The sequence below is a fragment of the Microbacterium sp. SZ1 genome, assembly GCF_002362255.1.
GTDB lineage: Bacteria > Actinomycetota > Actinomycetes > Actinomycetales > Microbacteriaceae > Microbacterium.
Window position 1 is genome coordinate 53,181 of record NZ_LPVV01000004.1, and the last position, 16,124, is coordinate 69,304.

A 16,124-nucleotide genomic window follows, 5' to 3' on the forward strand; every position below is an offset into this window, starting at 1 on the left:
CCACCGAATACGCCTACCGAAACCCGCTTACGGCGCACGTTTCTGGCATTCGATCTGGTGTGCCTTCACTCACCGCGCCGCAAACGATCGTTTTCGGCAGCTCTCGCGTAAGGCTGAGGCGTAAGGTTGCCTGGTCGACCCGGACCCTGTCGACGGCGGTGATCCGGTCCGCTCGTCATGAGCGCGGTAGCCGGTCCACTCGTCGCAAGGGTGGTGCCGACGCCCCACTAATCGTCGAGACGGTCGAGAATCTCATTCATCTGGTCGATCTCTTCCTGCTGTGACGAGATGATCTGCTCACAGAGATCTTGGATCTCCGGGTCGCTGATGTCTGATTGCTCACACACCAGAATCGCTCGAGAGTGATGCGGGATCATGGAACGGAGGAACTGGTCGTTACCGACGAACGCTTCCGAGCGTCCCATGAAGAAGGCGACAAGGAAAAGCGCGGCGAAACCTACGAGCAAGCTGATGTTCGCGGCCTTGTTCGGGAACATCTTCCACATGACGATGACCATGATGATGCCCATGGGGAAGACCATCATCAGTGCCATGTAGAGGTTGCTGATGTTGAGGAAGAGATCGTCCAGGACGTTGATCATCGCAAACGTGAGGAAGTACATCACAACGAAGCTGAGCGATAGCGAGACGGCGAGCTTAAGGTAGCTCGACATCCCGCCCTGATTCTTCCCCTGGGAGTGGCCGGCCGGCGGGCGTGAACCGTTGTCGGCGTGCTGGCTTGTCATAGCGACTCCAGCAGTGCAACGCACGCCTGTTCGCAGCGTCGGCATGCCTCAGCGCAGATCGTGCAGTGTTCGTGCATGGTGTGCTGTTCACATTCGTTAGCACAGCTCAGGCACGCCGCTCGGCAAGCTTCGAGCGCGGCACGGGTGACGCTGGCGTCGTGCCCGGTGCGACGGGAGAGGATCCGGGCGGTGGTTATGCAAAGGTCTGCACAGTCCTGGTTCGCGCGAATGCACTTGATTAGGTCAGCAACCATGTCCTCGCTGAGGCAAGCGTCGGCACATGCGGTGCAGGCTTGCGCGCACGCGAGACACGCGTCGATGCAGTCGACGAGCTTCTTCTGATCAATTCCGCCCAGATCTTTCGGATACGTGCTGAGCATTTCTTCGGTGACGGTCATGAGAGAACTCCTTTCGTGAGCCACGAAAGTACGCTCGCATCGCCCGCGCACTGAGGCCCTTGAATACCCCGCTGGGGTCTGGTAACCCGGTATTGATAAGCCGCCGCGCTGCGCAGATCAGCCTGTGAGCTGAACAGAGTCGGCGACCACGTTCGCCTAGCGGGAATAGAAGCGAAAACATTGAGTTACATACCCCCAGGGGGTATGCTCGAGGCATGAACGGGTACGACGGAAGCAAGGACGACCTGCGCAAGCGGTTGAATCGCGTCGAAGGCCAGGTGCGGGGGATCTCCCGGATGGTTGATGAGGACAAGTACTGCATCGACATCCTTACGCAGGTCTCTGCGGCGACGAAGGCCCTGGAGACGGTGGCGTTGTCGTTGCTGAGCGATCATCTGAGTCACTGCGTCGCTCAGGCAAGTGCTGAGGGTGGCGACTTCGCAGCGGAGAAGGTTCGTGAGGCCAACGAAGCCATCGCCCGCCTGGTTCGTTCATGACCACACGTCTGTTTAGTAAAGGAGAACACCATGACTGATCGCATCGAGCTGAGACTGACGGATGCGAACGCTGGTTGCGCATGCTGCGCTGCCCCATCGAACACAGAGACAGCCGTCCACGACGATTCTGCGGTCACATCGGAGGTGCTCGTCGACGGGATGACATGCTCGCATTGCGCATCGAGCGTCAGTGAGGAGCTGGGCGCTGTCGACGGTGTCGAGTCCGTCACCGTGGATCTCAACGCGGGTGGCACCTCCCGGGTGACCATCCGCAGCACCGCCCCGGTTGACCCCGCCGCTGTGAAGGCTGCGGTGGAGGAGGCCGGCTACGCTCTCGCGACCAGCCAGCCCTGAGTTGCATCTTTCGGCGTCCGGCTTACCCCGGGCGCACCTGAGCAAGGAGTCTCCGATGAGCCAGCACGACGAACACACCGATCACACCGCGCACCGCAACCACACGGCGGCGGTAACGACGGAGCACGACCATGGGGCGATGAGCCACGATCACGCTGCACCGCACGAAGACACCGGGCACGGCGGCCACGAAGATCACGCCGGTCACGGCGGGCATGGCGGCCACGGGGATCATGTGGGGCAGTTCCGGCGCCTGTTCTGGATCATGCTGCTCCTCGCCGTGCCGGTGGTCGGATTCTCGACGATGTTCTCGATGATCCTGGGGTACCCGCTGCCGGACGCGGCGTGGGTCGCGTGGGTGTCACCGGCTCTCGGAACGGTGATGTACGTGTGGGGCGGTGCCCCGTTCCTGACCGGTGCGGTCGGTGAACTTCGTGCCCGCAAACCGGGGATGATGCTGCTGATCGCCCTCGCGATCACCGTGGCGTTCCTCGCCTCCTGGGGGGCGAGCATCGGGCTGCTGCACCACGAGCTGGATTTCTGGTGGGAGCTGGCGCTGCTGATCGTGATCATGCTGCTCGGCCACTGGATCGAGATGCGTTCCCTCGCCCAGACGACGTCGGCGTTGGATTCCCTCGCCGCATTGCTGCCCGACGAGGCGGAGAAGGTCGACGGAGACACCACTGTCACCGTCGCACCGGCTGATCTGCAGGTCGGAGACGTGGTGGTGGTGCGTCCGGGCGGGCGGGTCCCCGCGGATGGGCGGATCGTGCAGGGTTCGGCCAGCATGGACGAGTCGATGATCACCGGAGAGTCTCGGCCGGTGCGCCGCAGCGATGGTGACCCGGTAATCGCTGGAACCGTAGCCACCGATTCCGGGGTGCGGGTAGAGATCACCGCCATTGGTGAAGACACCGCACTCGCGGGCATCCAGAAACTGGTCACGGAGGCGCAGAGTTCATCGTCGCGGGCGCAACGACTCGCGGATAAGGCAGCGGGGTGGCTGTTCTGGTTCGCGCTCGGCGCTGCCGCGATCACCGCGATTGTGTGGACTCTCGTCGGCCAGCCCGAGGCAGCCGTGATCCGCACCATCACCGTGCTGGTCATCGCCTGCCCGCACGCGCTGGGTCTCGCGATCCCACTGGTCGTGTCGATAGCGACCGAACGCGCCGCCCGTGGAGGTGTGCTGATCAAGGATCGTCTCGCCCTGGAGAGCATGCGCACCGTCGACACGATCCTGTTCGACAAGACCGGCACGCTCACCAAGGGCACCCCCGCCGTGACCGCGATCGATCCCGTCACAGGGGCCGACGCCGATCAGCTGCTCGCGTGGGCGGCGGCCGCGGAAGCGGACTCCGAGCACCCCCTCGCCCGTGCGATCGTCAACGCAGCGAAAGAGAAGAACCTCACCGTTCCGCGATCGACCGATTTTGAATCCTCCCCCGCCGTGGGGGTGCGTGCCCGTGTCGACGGACACGTCGTGCAGGTCGGCGGCCCGTACATGCTCGAGCAAGAACACGCCGTTGAGCTGCCGGTTGCCGACGAGTGGCGCGGTGAGGGTGCGATCATCCTCCACGTGCTCGTTGACGGTCAGGTGACGGGCGCGCTGCGCCTGGCGGATGAGATCCGGTCCGAGTCGCGTCACGCGGTCGATGCGCTCCACGAACGGGGCGTGCAGGTGGTGATGATCACCGGTGACGCCGATGCGGTCGCCGCGTCCGTCGCCGGCGAGCTGGGTATCGACCGGTACTTCGCCGGGGTCCGGCCGGAGGACAAGGCCTCCAAGGTGAAAGAACTGCAACACGAAGGCCGCAAGGTCGCGATGGTCGGTGACGGCGTGAACGACGCCCCCGCCCTCGCCCAGGCGGACGTGGGGATTGCGATCGGTGCCGGAACGGACGTCGCGATTGCCTCAGCGGGTGTCATCCTCGCCAGCGACGACCCTCGATCGGTGATCTCCGTGATTGAGCTGTCGCGGGCGAGTTACCGGAAGATGAAACAGAACCTCTGGTGGGCCGCCGGGTACAACCTGCTCTCCGTCCCCCTCGCGGCCGGTGTGCTCGCCCCCGTCGGATTCGTGTTGCCGATGTCCGTCGGTGCGGTGCTGATGTCACTGTCCACGATCGTTGTCGCGCTGAATGCGCAGTTGCTGCGACGGCTGAACCTCAGCCCGGACGCCGTCGTCGACAAGTAGGCGTCAGGGGCGGCGGCGACGTACCCTGGAAGAAAGGGAGGTGGGACAGTGTTGATGACGATCGCACGGCGCGTGCAAGACCAGCGCACCCTCACCCGCACCCTCCTGACCGTCGTCGCCGTCGCCTTTTCCGTGATCTTCGGGCTTCTGGCGATGCACTCGATGAACACGCACACCATGCCCTCCGGGCACAGTGAGACCATCGCCGTCGCACCCGCGCATGCCGACGCTCACCCCGCGCACGCCTCAGGCGACGCCGCAGCGGTGGTCGAGGCGGGGTGCGCCACGTGTTCTGACGATCACGGCATGGCGTGGATGGCCTGCGTTCTCGCGCTCCTCATTGTCGTCGTGCTGCTCGCCCGGCCGTCCGCCTGGTGGCGAGCCGTCGCGCACTCCCTGGGAACGCCCGTGTCCCGCCTACACCTCCGGGATGCGCTGCATCCGCTGCGGCCTCCGTCTCTCACCGTTCTCTGCATCAGTCGCACGTGATGGCAGGCGCGCCCGCCTTCTGCGGGTAACGCCCTTGCCCAGCCTCTCTCGCTGGGCACCCTCATCGACTTTTGGAGAACCCATCATGAAGACCCGTTTTGCGGCGACCGCCGCACTCACCCTCGCCGCAGTGCTTGGACTCGCCGGCTGCGCCGGTAACACCTCGGGCGGCGGCGACATGCCCGGTATGAACCACGAAAGCAGCAGCTCCGCCCCGGCCTCCGCGGACGCCAATGACGCCGACATCATGTTCGCCAGCATGATGAAGGAGCACCACGCCCAGGCCATCGACATGTCCGACATGCTTCTCAGCAAGGAGGGCGTCGACGAACGTGTCGTCGCCCTTGCGGAAGAGATCAAGGCCGCGCAGGAGCCCGAAATCCAGAAGATGGACCAGTGGCTCGAAGAGTGGGGCGCTGACACTTCCGACATGGAGGGAATGGATCACGGCGGCGGCATGATGTCCGAAGAGGACATGCAGGCTCTCGAGGACGCCACCGGTGCGGACGCCAGCCGCCTGTTCCTCGAGCAGATGATTCAGCACCACGAGGGTGCCGTCGAGATGGCCCAAGAAGAGGTCGACAACGGCCAGAACAGCGACGCGATCGCTCTGGCCGAGACGATCATCGAGGCGCAGACCACGGAGATCGCCACGATGAAAGACCTCCTCGACACACTCTGATCTACCTTCGGGGGTGCGGCGCTCGCCCGCACCCCCGAACTGGCCTTCTCGCAGTAACCCACGCCACCGCGCTGGTGCCATGTCGCGACTCTCATTCGCGTACCGCTCGCGCACCTGCATGCATTTCTTCACGTCGGAGTCTCATGAACCGCCACTCGCCCCTACCCGCTTTCGCGATCGCTCTCGCAGCCGTCGCCCTCACCGGCTGCGCCGTGCCGCAGGCCTCCGGCACCAACGCGGTCCCCCCCGTTATCCAACACATTCACGGTGTTGCCGCTGACCCCCGCGGTGAGGACCTCTTCATAGCCACCCACGGAGGACTCTTCACCCTCACGCCCGAGGGTGCGATCACCGGCCCCATCGGAGGCCACGACTTCGACGCGATGGGCTTCACCGTCCTCGACGACGCCCTCTTCGCATCCGGTCACCCGGGCACACAGACACCCGCAGAGCTCGGCTCCCCGAACCTAGGTGTCATTCGTAGTGACGACTTCGGCGAATCGTGGTCACCGATCGCCCTCACTGGCAGTACGGACTTCCATGTCCTCACCGCCGGACCAGACGGCACTCTCTACGGGATCGCCTCCGATGGCGTCGATCTGCTCATCAGCACTGACGACGGTCTCGAATGGACCCGCGGCGCAACACTTGCCGCGGCAGACCTCGCCGCCACCGGCGACGGTCTCTACGCCGCCGCGGAAGAAGGACTGCTCCTCAGCACCGACAACGGCGCCACCTTCACCCCCGTCGCCGACGCCCCGCTGCTCTACACACTCGACGCCAAACCCAATGGCTCGCTCGCAGGAGTCGGAACCGATGGCGCCCTCTGGTCACAGAACACCGAAGGAACATGGCAACGCCTCGACGCGCTTCAAGGGGCCGCTCAGGCCTTCACCGCGATCGATGACGAACGCTTCATCGTTGTCGACGACCGCGGCATCGTCCAGATCACAGCCGACGACACAACCATCCTCGCCCCCGCCCGGTAGAGAACGCCACCACCAGAACGGCCACCCATGGTCCCCCGCCGCAATCCCTTCCGACGCATATCCGCCTTCATCGCGTGCGCCACAGTCCTCGCCCTGCTTCTCGCCCTTGCGAGCTTCTACCTCATCGGAGCCATATTCAGATGACCCGCCACCTGCACCCAGCTCGGCACCGTCCACGAGCACACGTTCCCACGCGCACCAGCCACATGTCCCCACAGCGGCGTCACGATCGCCTCGTACGTATCGGGGCCTTCCTTCTCCTGGCCGCCGTCGCACTGATCGCAACTCATCTCCTCATCGACACAACCGTTCCAGACCAACGGTCACTCTGGGCATACACGCTCGGAAGCTACGAAACAGCGTTCATCCTCGCGATCGTCGGACTGGCGCTCGTGCTGCGTGAACCCCCGGGAGGCGCGGATGAATCTCAATGACTACTGGACCAACGCCTTTTGGTCCGTCATCCCCACGATCGCCGTCGTCGCAGCATTCTGGTTCGTCCTGCGGTCCATCATCAGAGCCGACCGCAACGAACGAAAAGCACACGCCAAGATCGAGCAGCAACTCCGCGCGGAACGAAACCATCCTCGCCAACTCGCATCGGCGGACGACGAGCGAGACCCGCTACCTGAACGCCGGAAACGTCTGCCGAAAGCAGATACCGGCGAACGTTAACGGCGGGCGCACGATGACGGGCGACGCGAACTCGCCGGAAACGATCGTTTTCGGCGGGTCGTCTGCTGCACGCTCCCTCCTGCTGTGCTCACTCGCGTCTTCAGCGGGAGATTTTGGAAAGCGGAGATGGGTCCGAGGCCTCGCTTGCGGCACCACCAGTAGAACCGAATGCGAAACCACGCCGCAAACGATCGTGTACGGCGGGCGGCACCGAACCGTGAGGTTGCTCAACATTTTCTTGCGAGAGGCGAGGGGAAGTCTGCAATGTCGGACATATGAGGGATCGTGGTGACTATGAGCTGACCAGGATCGTGAGGGAACGCTATGACCGGTAACGACGAGCCCGAAGGGCATTCGTCCCCCGATCGCGTTCCTACTCTCATCGCGTGGGCAACGGATCAGGCCTGGCTGGCCGAGGCAGACCGCGATCGCGCCGAGGAACGTTTCGACCGGCTCGCTGGAGACCGCGAACTCGCGACCGCACTCCAGGCCAGCGGATACCGTGGCCGGAACTACGATCTGTTCGCGAATGAGATCGCGAAGTACGGGTGGGCTGTCATCCGCGGGTGGATCTACAAAGGGCAGATTCGTGGCGAGGTGAAGCGAAAAGGCTTCGGCGCACTGGAGCCTGAGCCCGCCCGGGCTCGATGATCGAAGAGGCCGAGAGCCTGGCGGATGAGACGATCGTGCTCGCCCTCACCGCGTTCCGAGACAAGGTGCTCGTCCCGGGCAAGTGGGACCCCGCCAAGGGAGCTTCCCTGCGCACGTTCTTCGTGGGCCAGTGCCTTCTGCAGTTCAGCAACGTCTACAAGCGTTGGCGTCGAGAAGAGCTGCGTTCATATGCGGAGCCGCAGGCTCCGCCGCCCGCAGCGGCCTGGGCCGACGACTTCGAGGAGGGTCCGTCGACGTCGGCTGCTCCCGACGCGAGCGAGGCGGCGCACATCAAGGACGAGCTGCGTCGTGCATTCGGGAGCATCAAGGACGAGCGTGTCCGCTCAGCCTTTTATCTGAACGTGACGCATGGCTTCACGCACGCGGAGATCGGCGAGAAGCTTGGCATGACCGCGAAAGCGGTGGAGTCGGCGATCGCGCGCGCACGTCAGCAAGTACGACAGAACCGGGAGTCCGCATGAGCAGTGAATTTCGAGGCAAGATCGAGCGCTCGTCCTTCGGGACCCAGAACGCGAAGGCGGCACGCCGAACCGTTTCCGCCAACAAAGCGCAGTCGCTCGTCTCGCGATCGATGACGGGCAAGACTCAATCGAAGCAGTTGAGAGGCCGCGAGGGGAAGTGACCAGCGGCGGACATATACCGAGATGTCGGGATCACAACGGAAAAGAGCCGCCCCGCGGTAACGGGACGGCTCACAAGCCCTGAGAAGGTCAGGTCTCATCCAGAGCACTGACTGTACCGGAGTTGGCAGCCGCAGACTAGCGGCGCTCCATCTCATGGCACCCCGGCACCAATCAGTGAAGGAGTTCCCATGGGAACCGTTCGTCGCTCTGCATCCACCGGTCGTTTCGTCTCCAAGGCCGCTGCGGCCCGCTGGCCCGGAAAGACCACCACCGAACGTGTCGGTTCCGGCACGAGCAACTCGACCACGGTGCACCGCTCCGCGTCGTCGGGCCGGTTCGTCACCGAATCGACCGCCAACCGCAACCCGGGCGGCACGATCAGCCAGCGCGTCTAATCGAACCTGAGGGCCTGCACGTGCACACGTGCAGGCCCTCGTTGTGTAAGTCGAGGGCCTCCAGAACCCCGTCGGTGGCGGTCAGTAGTTCACCTTGTCGATGACGAGGTTCCCGTCGAGCATCTCGTGCGGGACGGGTCCTGCACTGGGGGAGCGGGATGGTCAGTCTCACGAGGTCGGGGTCCGCAACGGTCTCCGCGGACGCCAAGGCGTGAGCGCCCGGGACGGCAACGCCGACCGGCATCTCAATGTCTGCCGCAGCGCCGGAGCCGGCAATGTTCACCGGAAGCCGGCGGCGAGTACTGTTCACCCGAAGGCTAGTGGGGGAGCTTTCCCCTCGTTCGTTCAAGTCTGGCCTTGCGTTGCCTAGACCTTGCGACGGAAGCCGGTGGAGTCCCGAGTGACATCGGGCGACCAACGATGCGGTTCTCGCTTCACGTCGGGCCACTCGAGATCAGATCGAACGATATCCGGTCCGCGCCGGTGTGTCGGAAGCCCGTCGAAGCCGACCGGGCTGATCCTGGGCGCAGGCGACGAAGATGTGCCTACCGGCAATCCGCCTCCCTCCGGGAGTGATGATGAAGCCAGCTGAGATCGCACGGATGATCGCTCGTCGACGGTTCTCGAAAGAGTCGGAGCTGCACTGGGTGCCGCGTGATCATCGTTCGGAGACTGGCTATGCGAACAACACCTCGTTCGCACCGGTCGACCGAAGTCTCGGCCGTTTGGATTGGTCTGTCATCGACCCCATGAAGGTTCGAGTATCGAAGGGCGCCAGCCACTTCTTCACAGGATCTGAGTACTTCTGGAGTCGCACCCGCAGCCACGTGTGGTGTGAGTCTCAGTTCGAGCGCGACGAGTTGATGTGGCTCGATTATGGCGGACAGGCCGAAAGGGTGTGGTCGCAGCCGTTTGGCGTGGTGTTCGGCGTCCGCTCGCCGATGGCCGGTCATTGGCATGTGCCGGATTTCCTGTTGCAGATGTCGGACGGCTCTTATGCCGTTCGGGACGTGAGGCCAGAGGAACTCATCGACGAGTATGCGCAACTGCAGTTCGATGAGACGGCGCGAGTGTCGGCAACGCTCGGCTGGCAATATCAGGTGCTTTCCGGCCACAGCCTTCATGCGACCCGCGTGGTCGAATGGTTGTCGGCGTCGCGTCATGACCGCTGCAGGCCGCCTGCTGCCGTCAAGGACCGGATCCTCGAGGCGGCAACTCTCGGCAAGACTCGCCGGGAGTTATGCGAGCTGGCATCACCAGATTGCCCACCTCTTGCTTGCGCTTGGATTGACAACCTCGCCTGGCGCAGGCTGCTCGAGCTCGATCTGTCGGCGGTCTTCAACAGCAACACGCTACTGACTACCGCCCATCGGGAGAGAACGGACGCGATCGGTGTCTGACGAGAAGAAGCTGAAGCTCGGAGACACTTTCGACATTGACGGCGAGAGCTGGGTCTGGGTCCACATCATCCCTGGCCTAGAGGTGAAGCTCCGATCTGAGAGCGCACCCGATCGACACCTGATCATGTCCGTAGACGAGTTCCTGCTCCAGGCCGGAACAGCCCAACGGGATCGCATCGTATCTCTTCGGCCGGACGGGGATGCATGGCCGACCGACGTATGCGATATGGAAGCCCATCTCCTTGAGGCGTTCACTGGCAAGCCGATGGATCCGTTGGCCTCCGCTCCTCGGGCACAATATGACCCTGCACTGACAACTCAGAACGCACGTGTTGACGCGAAGCTGCTCGAGCTAAAAGGCACTTCACTTGGGCGAGCGCGCAGCACCTTTCACCTCCTGTGGAAGACGTACCAGCAAGGCGGTGCAGCCGGACTGAATGCCCGCATGCATCGCAAGGGCGAGCAGCGACTCGCCATCAGCCGGGCAGATCCACGGCTGGTGACGATCATCGATCGATTCCTCGATCGTCAGACGGACAAGTCGACGAGCAGCAAACGCCGGTGCGCTGTCTTGGTGAGGCGAGCGCTCGAGACCACCTACCCCGGCGATCCTTTATGTGAGATCAAGGCTCGCACCCTCCAGGGCTACATCAACGAGCGGGCTGCCGGCCGTTACAGCTTCGACAAAGCGACCACCCGGCGAAACACCGACAACAGCCCCAAGCGTCAGTACTACTCCGGGGCTGCCTATCAACTTGGGGAGCGATGCGAGATCGATTCAACGAAACTCGACGTTCTCGTCTGGGATGAGAACAGCGAGTTCCGGCCGACACTCACCGTGCTTCTCGATGTCGCAAGCCGGGTACCGCTCGCTTGGGCGATTCACGCGGACAGCCCCGGCGGATTCGACCATGCGCTCCTGCTCGCCCGGGCTGTCATCGGTCGCAAAGCCGTACCTGGTTCAGGAGCAGCCACCCTCGCAGGGTCAGCCACGTTGCCGTCCGACCTGATGAAGCAGGTGAACCCCTTCCTCACCGACGATTCTCTGGCCGTCCCATGGATCTTCCCGCGATCGATCACTATCGATGGTGGAGCAGATTTTCGGTCCCGCACGTTCAGAGATGCCTGCAGTGCGTACGGAATCCACAGGGAACTTGCCCCCTCCAGAACGCCGACGGTAAAACCACACGTTGAACGCAACTTCGGCACCCTCTCGACAGACTTCGCCGCATGGCTGGCCGGTTTCGTGGGGAACTCCGTCGCCCATCGGGCCGCCAAAGACGACCCCACCCTCACCCTGGATTCGCTTCGCCTCATCCTCGACAGCTGGATAACGAACATCTACCTGAACAGGCCCCACCGTGGCTTGAAGTCGACGAGCTCCCCGGGGCGCATCTTCACCCCGAATCAGATGTACACCGAACTGTTCGCTGTAGGACCCGGCGTCCCCGTGCCCTTCGGAGTTGAGGAGTACCTCGCGCTCTTGCCCACGGAACGGCGCATGATCGGTCGCGCAGGGATCGAACTCCACAATCGCCGCTATGACTCACCCCACCTGGAAGATCTCCGCAATCGCTCCCTCACGGGCGCTGAACCGGGATCAGCGAAAGCCAGGAAATTCCCAGTGAGCTTCGACCCTTACAACGCCAATGCCGTCTGGGTGCGTCACCCAGAAACCGGTGTGTGGATCGAGTGCTGGGACATCGCTCTACGGGAGAAGACAGCACCGATGGTCGCCGAGATCGACATGAAACTCCTTGCGCGATACCCCGACGCCGCAGTCGACGATCCAGACCGCCGCCGCGAGTGGATCGACCGCGTCGAAAGTCGCGAACGAGGAGACAAACGGAAACGCACCCAGCACAAGCGAGAGCAACAGCGCCTCAAGGTCGAAGCGCAACGTGAACCAGGCCCCGCGACAACGACACCGATCCCACTACGGCAATGGGCCAAACCCATCGACATCAGCACCATCGATTGGACATCCCCCGACATACATCTCGCCCAAGCAGAGGAGCTTGATTCATGAAGATCACCCCACTCGTCCTCCACCATGACCGCAAGACCAGCCTTGCAGGGCTTCGAGAAGCATTCGACGCCGAGCCCGCATCCCCGCCGAAGATCACCTTCCGTCAGTACACAGATCTGGACAGTGAAGCACGAGAGCTATACGACCAAGCTCGCGAAGACTTTCTCCGACTGACGCTGAGGGTGAAGACACGCGAGCAAACGGTCTGCGCTCGCATTCTGGAGGACCTCATCCGGATCAACCCTCGGCTGAAGAACTCGCGGCGCGGGCTGATGATATCCGCGCCGATGTTCTCCGGCAAGACAGAGCTCGCTCTCCTGTTGGCTCGATCCGTAGAACGAAGACACGCAGCCCAACACCCCGACTACCTCAGAGACGGAGACGCACCGGTCGTCTGGGTGGAGATGACCGAACACTCGACCGGGAAAGCTCTCCTTGCCCAGATCGTGGAGTTTCTCGCCCCCACCATCGTTCTCCCCAAACAGATCGCCACCGACAGGCTGCGGAAGCTTGCCGTCGAAGCCCTCCACCGTCACGGCACGAAGCTGCTCGTGATCGACGAAGCGCACAAGCTCGGCGGGACTGAACCCTCCAGTGTCATTAAAGCCCTCCAGAACGAGTCCTGTGCGACCGTCGTCCTGGTTGGAATCAATCTCGACCAAGCATTCAAGACGGGCGACGGCCTGCAAGTCAGCGCACGCTGCGACTTCGTCACACTCGACAAGATCGACCCCGCCGTCCAAGAGGACTTCGAACAATGGATCAAATGGGTCGCCACCTTCGACAGCTTCCTACCGCTATGCGGGCACGCCCACGGCCTTCTCACCCGCAACGCCGGCACGCTAGTCCACGCCGCCGACGGGAAACTCGCCGTTCTCGCGATGATCGTGGACCGCCTCGTCGCGTCCATCTTGCGCGACGAATCGCGCACCTCGGAGACCGTAACCCGCGAGCGACTCTTCGGGGTTCTCGATACTCTCCGGCGCACCACGCTCAACACACACAACGTCACCCTGGACGACCTGGTGGACGCCGCATGATCAGCACGCAGGCGTGGGCGAAACGACCCAAGTGGCATCATCTTGAGACGCCACGCTCCTACGCGCAGCGGCAATGCCGCGCCGCAGGAGTACCGTTCGACTTCGCCGAAAGGGCACTGACCAGCCGAGCGCAACCGAACATCCACCGCGTCTGGATTGACGACGAAGCGGCCGCTCGGACGGTCGAGGCGACGGCGGGGCGCCCAGCCGGTCATTACCTCCGCATGAAAGGTCTAGCGCAACCGGACTCCACACGGGCCTACCCGCAGCGCTTCCTGTGCCGCCTATGCAGTGCCGGGGAGACGGTCGAGCAGATTCCCCACGATCGGGAGAACTTCTGTCTCCGACACCCGGGGCAGATGGTGTGGGTCGGTCCCGGAACCGAACCCGATACCCAGGTGATCGTTCCCTTCGATCCCACGCTTCGGAACGCGGAACTCTCTTTCCGTCTACTCGTCGCCACTGGTCGGGTCACCACGCAACTGCACGGTCAAGTGTGGGCCATGGTGCGCGACAACGACACGCTCTCCGCCCAGAACGCAGAGACCGGGCAGAATCCGTCCTTGATGAGCGCGGTACGCGAGATCGATCGCCGCGCACATCTGTACCGCGCGACGGTGCGCGTCCTGCAGATCCTGTCCAATCGTGCACACTCCGCACGATGGCGCACTCAGTCGGCGGCAGATCTACGACTCGACATCACCGCAACGTTGGGCCTCACCAACAGCGACATCCTCGTCGAACGCGTGATTCTCTGGCTCCGCCCCCTCCGCCGCCACACCATCCCCACGAAATTCCGCCCCCTGGAAGCCGCCCTCGACACCGTCGACGTCCCCCGCATCCTCGACACCACCGCCAACTACCCGCTGTGGATCCTCCGCCACCCGAAAGCCATCTCCGAATGGGACTGGGATCGCAACCCGCCCACCCGCGACCCCTGGTCCGGAGTCGACGTCTCCCACAAAGCCTGGTGGTTGTGCGAGGAGGGGCACTCCTGGGAAGCAAGCCCCCACGTGCGAGGCTCTGCCGAGACCAACTGCGAATATTGCATCGGCATGGACTTCTGGCCGGGACACACCGACCTCGGCACCCTGCGGCCAGACATCGCCGCGGAATGGGACACCACCCCAGGAGCCAACCGTGGGGACCCCCATCACGTGAGCGCCACCTCCGCCCGGAAAATCAACTGGAGGTGTACTGCTCACGAGCACACCTGGCCCGCCCAGGTGCGCTCCCGCACCACGCAAGAAAGCAGATGCCCCTATTGCAGCGGTAGCCGGGCGATACCGGGTGAAACAGATTTAGCCACCCTTCACCCCGGCCTCGCAGCAGAGTGGGATCACGAACTCAACGACAGCTCCATCACCCCGGAGACAGTCACCCCCGGATCCGACCGCGTCGTCTGGTGGCACGGCCCCTGCGACCACAGCTGGGACGCGGCTGTCGGCGACCGTTGCTCAGGACACGGGTGCCCGTACTGCTCCAATCAACGCACCCTCGCCGGTTTCAACGACCTCGCCACCACCCACCCTCAACTCGCCGAACAATGGGACCGCGCGAACTCCAAGACTCCGAGCGAGGTCACCGCGGGTTCGGATTACCCCGCAGTATGGCGTTGCGCGCTGAGTCACACGTGGGAGCTTCCCGTCTGGGGTCGCACGAAGGACAAGACGGGATGCCCCGTCTGCGCGAATCGCGTCGTCCTCGCGGGATTCAACGACTTAGGAACTCTCGACCCTCATCTGGCTTCGGAATGGGACCACAAAGCGGGGGCGAACGACCGAACACCCTCCGAAGTGACCGTCAGTAGCTCCTATGAAGCCCAGTGGCGCTGCGCTGAGAATCACACGTGGCCAGCGACCGTCGCCAACCGACACGCGGGCTCGGGGTGCCCCTCATGCTCCGGCCGGGTCGCTATCCCGGGAGCCACTGACCTCGCGACACTGCGGCCCGACATCGCCGCACAGTGGGATCCCAGCAACGACTGCTCCCCAAATCAGGTCACGGTCTCCTCCCACGTGAAAGTGTCGTGGATCTGCCACCGCAATCACTCGTGGCCCGCGACAGTCAAAAACCGGACGTCCGGCTGCGGCTGCCCGTACTGCGCAGGAAAGCTACCCATCCCAGGGGAGACTGACCTTGCAACCCTGCGACCCGATCTCGCAGCGCAGTGGGATGCCTCTAACGCCCTCTCACCCACCGAGGTCACTGTCGGATCGGGGAGAAAAGTCACCTGGCACTGTGCCTGCGGGTATACGTGGCCATCGAGAGTTCAGACCAGAACCCGCAGGCCTCACGCCCGCTGCCCCGACTGCCGGAAATAGCGACTCTAGGTGCCAACGCCATCGAGCTTGCGGTTGGCGACCCTGAACCCTTCGAGCACGAAGGTCAGAGGCTCACGTGTTCGCTGCTCGCCCAAACGCGAGCGAGTCGAGAAGCGATGAAGGCCTGACCAAGATCGCACTGCCGACTCGCCACTCACGTCAGCGTCGCGGATTGTCGAGCCCGTGGACTTCTCAGAGGAGCTCGCTCACCAGCTGTTCGATGCGGCCACGGATATCGTCGCGGATGGGCCGCACGGCGTCGATGCCCTGACCAGCGGGGTCGTCGAGCTTCCAGTCTTCGTAGCGCTTTCCGGGGAAGAACGGGCACGCGTCGCCACACCCCATGGTGATCACGACGTCAGAGGCCTGCACCGCCTCGGTGGTGAGGACCTTGGGCTGCTCGGCGGTGATGTCGATACCAAGTTCCTGCATCGCGTCGACGGCGGTGGGGTTGATCTGATCCGCAGGCATGGACCCGGCCGAGCGAACTTCGATACGGTCGCCAGCGATCTCGCGAAGGAACCCGGCCGCCATCTGCGACCGTCCGGCGTTGTGAACGCAGACGAAGAGGACGGAAGGCTTAACGGTGGTGTCAGTCATGTTTGCTCCTGAATGGG

The 16,124-nt window shown here is 63.5% G+C and carries 18 protein-coding genes; 14 read left to right on the forward strand and 4 right to left on the reverse strand.

Going from position 1 to position 16,124, the window contains the following annotated elements; all coding sequences use genetic code 11:
• Positions 1 to 227: 227 nt before the first annotated feature.
• A complete protein-coding gene (locus tag AUC47_RS03755; protein ID WP_200838872.1) occupies positions 228 to 746 on the reverse strand; it encodes a DUF305 domain-containing protein in 519 nt (172 codons plus the stop codon).
• Positions 743 to 1,144 (reverse strand): hypothetical protein, encoded by a 402-nt coding sequence (locus AUC47_RS03760; RefSeq protein ID WP_058631433.1) that lies wholly within the window; start codon positions 1,142 to 1,144, stop codon positions 743 to 745. Before AUC47_RS03760 ends, AUC47_RS03755 begins: the two co-directional genes overlap by 4 nt.
• A 215-nt stretch (positions 1,145 to 1,359) precedes the next feature.
• Here AUC47_RS03760 and AUC47_RS03765 point away from each other — a divergent pair, with 215 nt between their 5' ends.
• Together AUC47_RS03765 and AUC47_RS03770 are read left to right on the forward strand one after the other, a co-directional pair.
• Positions 1,360 to 1,641, forward strand: a complete 282-nt coding sequence (locus AUC47_RS03765) for a metal-sensitive transcriptional regulator (RefSeq protein WP_053095982.1) — start codon at positions 1,360 to 1,362, stop codon at positions 1,639 to 1,641.
• 30 nt (positions 1,642 to 1,671) lie between these two features.
• Positions 1,672 to 1,995 carry a heavy-metal-associated domain-containing protein gene (locus AUC47_RS03770; protein ID WP_067120989.1) on the forward strand — a complete coding sequence of 108 codons (324 nt, stop codon included), beginning with the start codon at positions 1,672 to 1,674 and terminating at the stop codon, positions 1,993 to 1,995.
• Between the two features lie 22 nt (positions 1,996 to 2,017).
• Here AUC47_RS03770 and AUC47_RS16840 read toward each other — a convergent pair whose 3' ends face one another.
• Positions 2,018 to 2,221: a hypothetical protein gene (locus tag AUC47_RS16840; RefSeq protein WP_218838205.1), complete on the reverse strand. Its 204-nt coding sequence runs from the start codon at positions 2,219 to 2,221 to the stop codon at positions 2,018 to 2,020.
• Between the two features lie 39 nt (positions 2,222 to 2,260).
• On the opposite strand from AUC47_RS16840, the gene AUC47_RS03780 reads away from it, so the two are divergent.
• The 12 genes from AUC47_RS03780 to AUC47_RS16515 all read left to right on the forward strand — a co-directional run bounded on the left by AUC47_RS03780 (position 2,261) and on the right by AUC47_RS16515 (position 15,507).
• Positions 2,261 to 4,189 carry a heavy metal translocating P-type ATPase gene (locus AUC47_RS03780; RefSeq protein ID WP_067121013.1) on the forward strand — a complete coding sequence of 643 codons (1,929 nt, stop codon included), beginning with the start codon at positions 2,261 to 2,263 and terminating at the stop codon, positions 4,187 to 4,189.
• A gap of 54 nt (positions 4,190 to 4,243) precedes the next feature.
• Complete coding sequence (locus AUC47_RS03785; protein WP_067121011.1) at positions 4,244 to 4,678, forward strand: DUF6153 family protein; 435 nt, start codon at positions 4,244 to 4,246, stop codon at positions 4,676 to 4,678.
• Between the two features lie 85 nt (positions 4,679 to 4,763).
• Positions 4,764 to 5,360: a DUF305 domain-containing protein gene (locus AUC47_RS03790; protein ID WP_067120987.1), complete on the forward strand. Its 597-nt coding sequence runs from the start codon at positions 4,764 to 4,766 to the stop codon at positions 5,358 to 5,360.
• A gap of 143 nt (positions 5,361 to 5,503) precedes the next feature.
• A complete protein-coding gene (locus tag AUC47_RS03795) occupies positions 5,504 to 6,349 on the forward strand; it encodes a F510_1955 family glycosylhydrolase (protein WP_067120985.1) in 846 nt (281 codons plus the stop codon).
• A 420-nt stretch (positions 6,350 to 6,769) separates the two neighbouring features.
• Complete coding sequence (locus tag AUC47_RS03800; protein WP_081859903.1) at positions 6,770 to 7,024, forward strand: hypothetical protein; 255 nt, start codon at positions 6,770 to 6,772, stop codon at positions 7,022 to 7,024.
• 324 nt (positions 7,025 to 7,348) lie between these two features.
• Positions 7,349 to 7,675, forward strand: coding sequence for a hypothetical protein (locus AUC47_RS16885; RefSeq protein WP_256999433.1), 327 nt, complete (start codon positions 7,349 to 7,351; stop codon positions 7,673 to 7,675).
• Positions 7,672 to 8,157 carry an RNA polymerase sigma factor gene (locus tag AUC47_RS16890; RefSeq protein WP_256999434.1) on the forward strand — a complete coding sequence of 162 codons (486 nt, stop codon included), beginning with the start codon at positions 7,672 to 7,674 and terminating at the stop codon, positions 8,155 to 8,157. Before AUC47_RS16885 ends, AUC47_RS16890 begins: the two co-directional genes overlap by 4 nt.
• Positions 8,158 to 8,507: 350 nt before the next feature.
• Positions 8,508 to 8,714, forward strand: coding sequence for a hypothetical protein (locus AUC47_RS03810; protein WP_017201940.1), 207 nt, complete (start codon positions 8,508 to 8,510; stop codon positions 8,712 to 8,714).
• Between the two features lie 575 nt (positions 8,715 to 9,289).
• Positions 9,290 to 10,114, forward strand: coding sequence for a TnsA-like heteromeric transposase endonuclease subunit (locus tag AUC47_RS03815; protein WP_061016260.1), 825 nt, complete (start codon positions 9,290 to 9,292; stop codon positions 10,112 to 10,114).
• Positions 10,107 to 12,143 (forward strand): Mu transposase C-terminal domain-containing protein, encoded by a 2,037-nt coding sequence (locus AUC47_RS03820; protein ID WP_096713911.1) that lies wholly within the window; start codon positions 10,107 to 10,109, stop codon positions 12,141 to 12,143. Before AUC47_RS03815 ends, AUC47_RS03820 begins: the two co-directional genes overlap by 8 nt.
• Positions 12,140 to 13,183, forward strand: coding sequence for a TniB family NTP-binding protein (locus AUC47_RS03825; RefSeq protein ID WP_067121516.1), 1,044 nt, complete (start codon positions 12,140 to 12,142; stop codon positions 13,181 to 13,183). Before AUC47_RS03820 ends, AUC47_RS03825 begins: the two co-directional genes overlap by 4 nt.
• Positions 13,180 to 15,507, forward strand: coding sequence for a zinc-ribbon domain-containing protein (locus AUC47_RS16515; RefSeq protein ID WP_179297502.1), 2,328 nt, complete (start codon positions 13,180 to 13,182; stop codon positions 15,505 to 15,507). The genes AUC47_RS03825 and AUC47_RS16515 overlap by 4 nt, the downstream gene beginning before the upstream one ends.
• A gap of 192 nt (positions 15,508 to 15,699) precedes the next feature.
• On the opposite strand, the gene AUC47_RS03850 is transcribed toward AUC47_RS16515, so the two are convergent.
• The gene (locus tag AUC47_RS03850) at positions 15,700 to 16,107 is read right to left on the reverse strand and encodes an arsenate reductase ArsC (RefSeq protein ID WP_017201945.1); all 408 of its coding nucleotides are present in this window, start codon (positions 16,105 to 16,107) and stop codon (positions 15,700 to 15,702) included.
• Positions 16,108 to 16,124 lie beyond the last annotated feature (17 nt).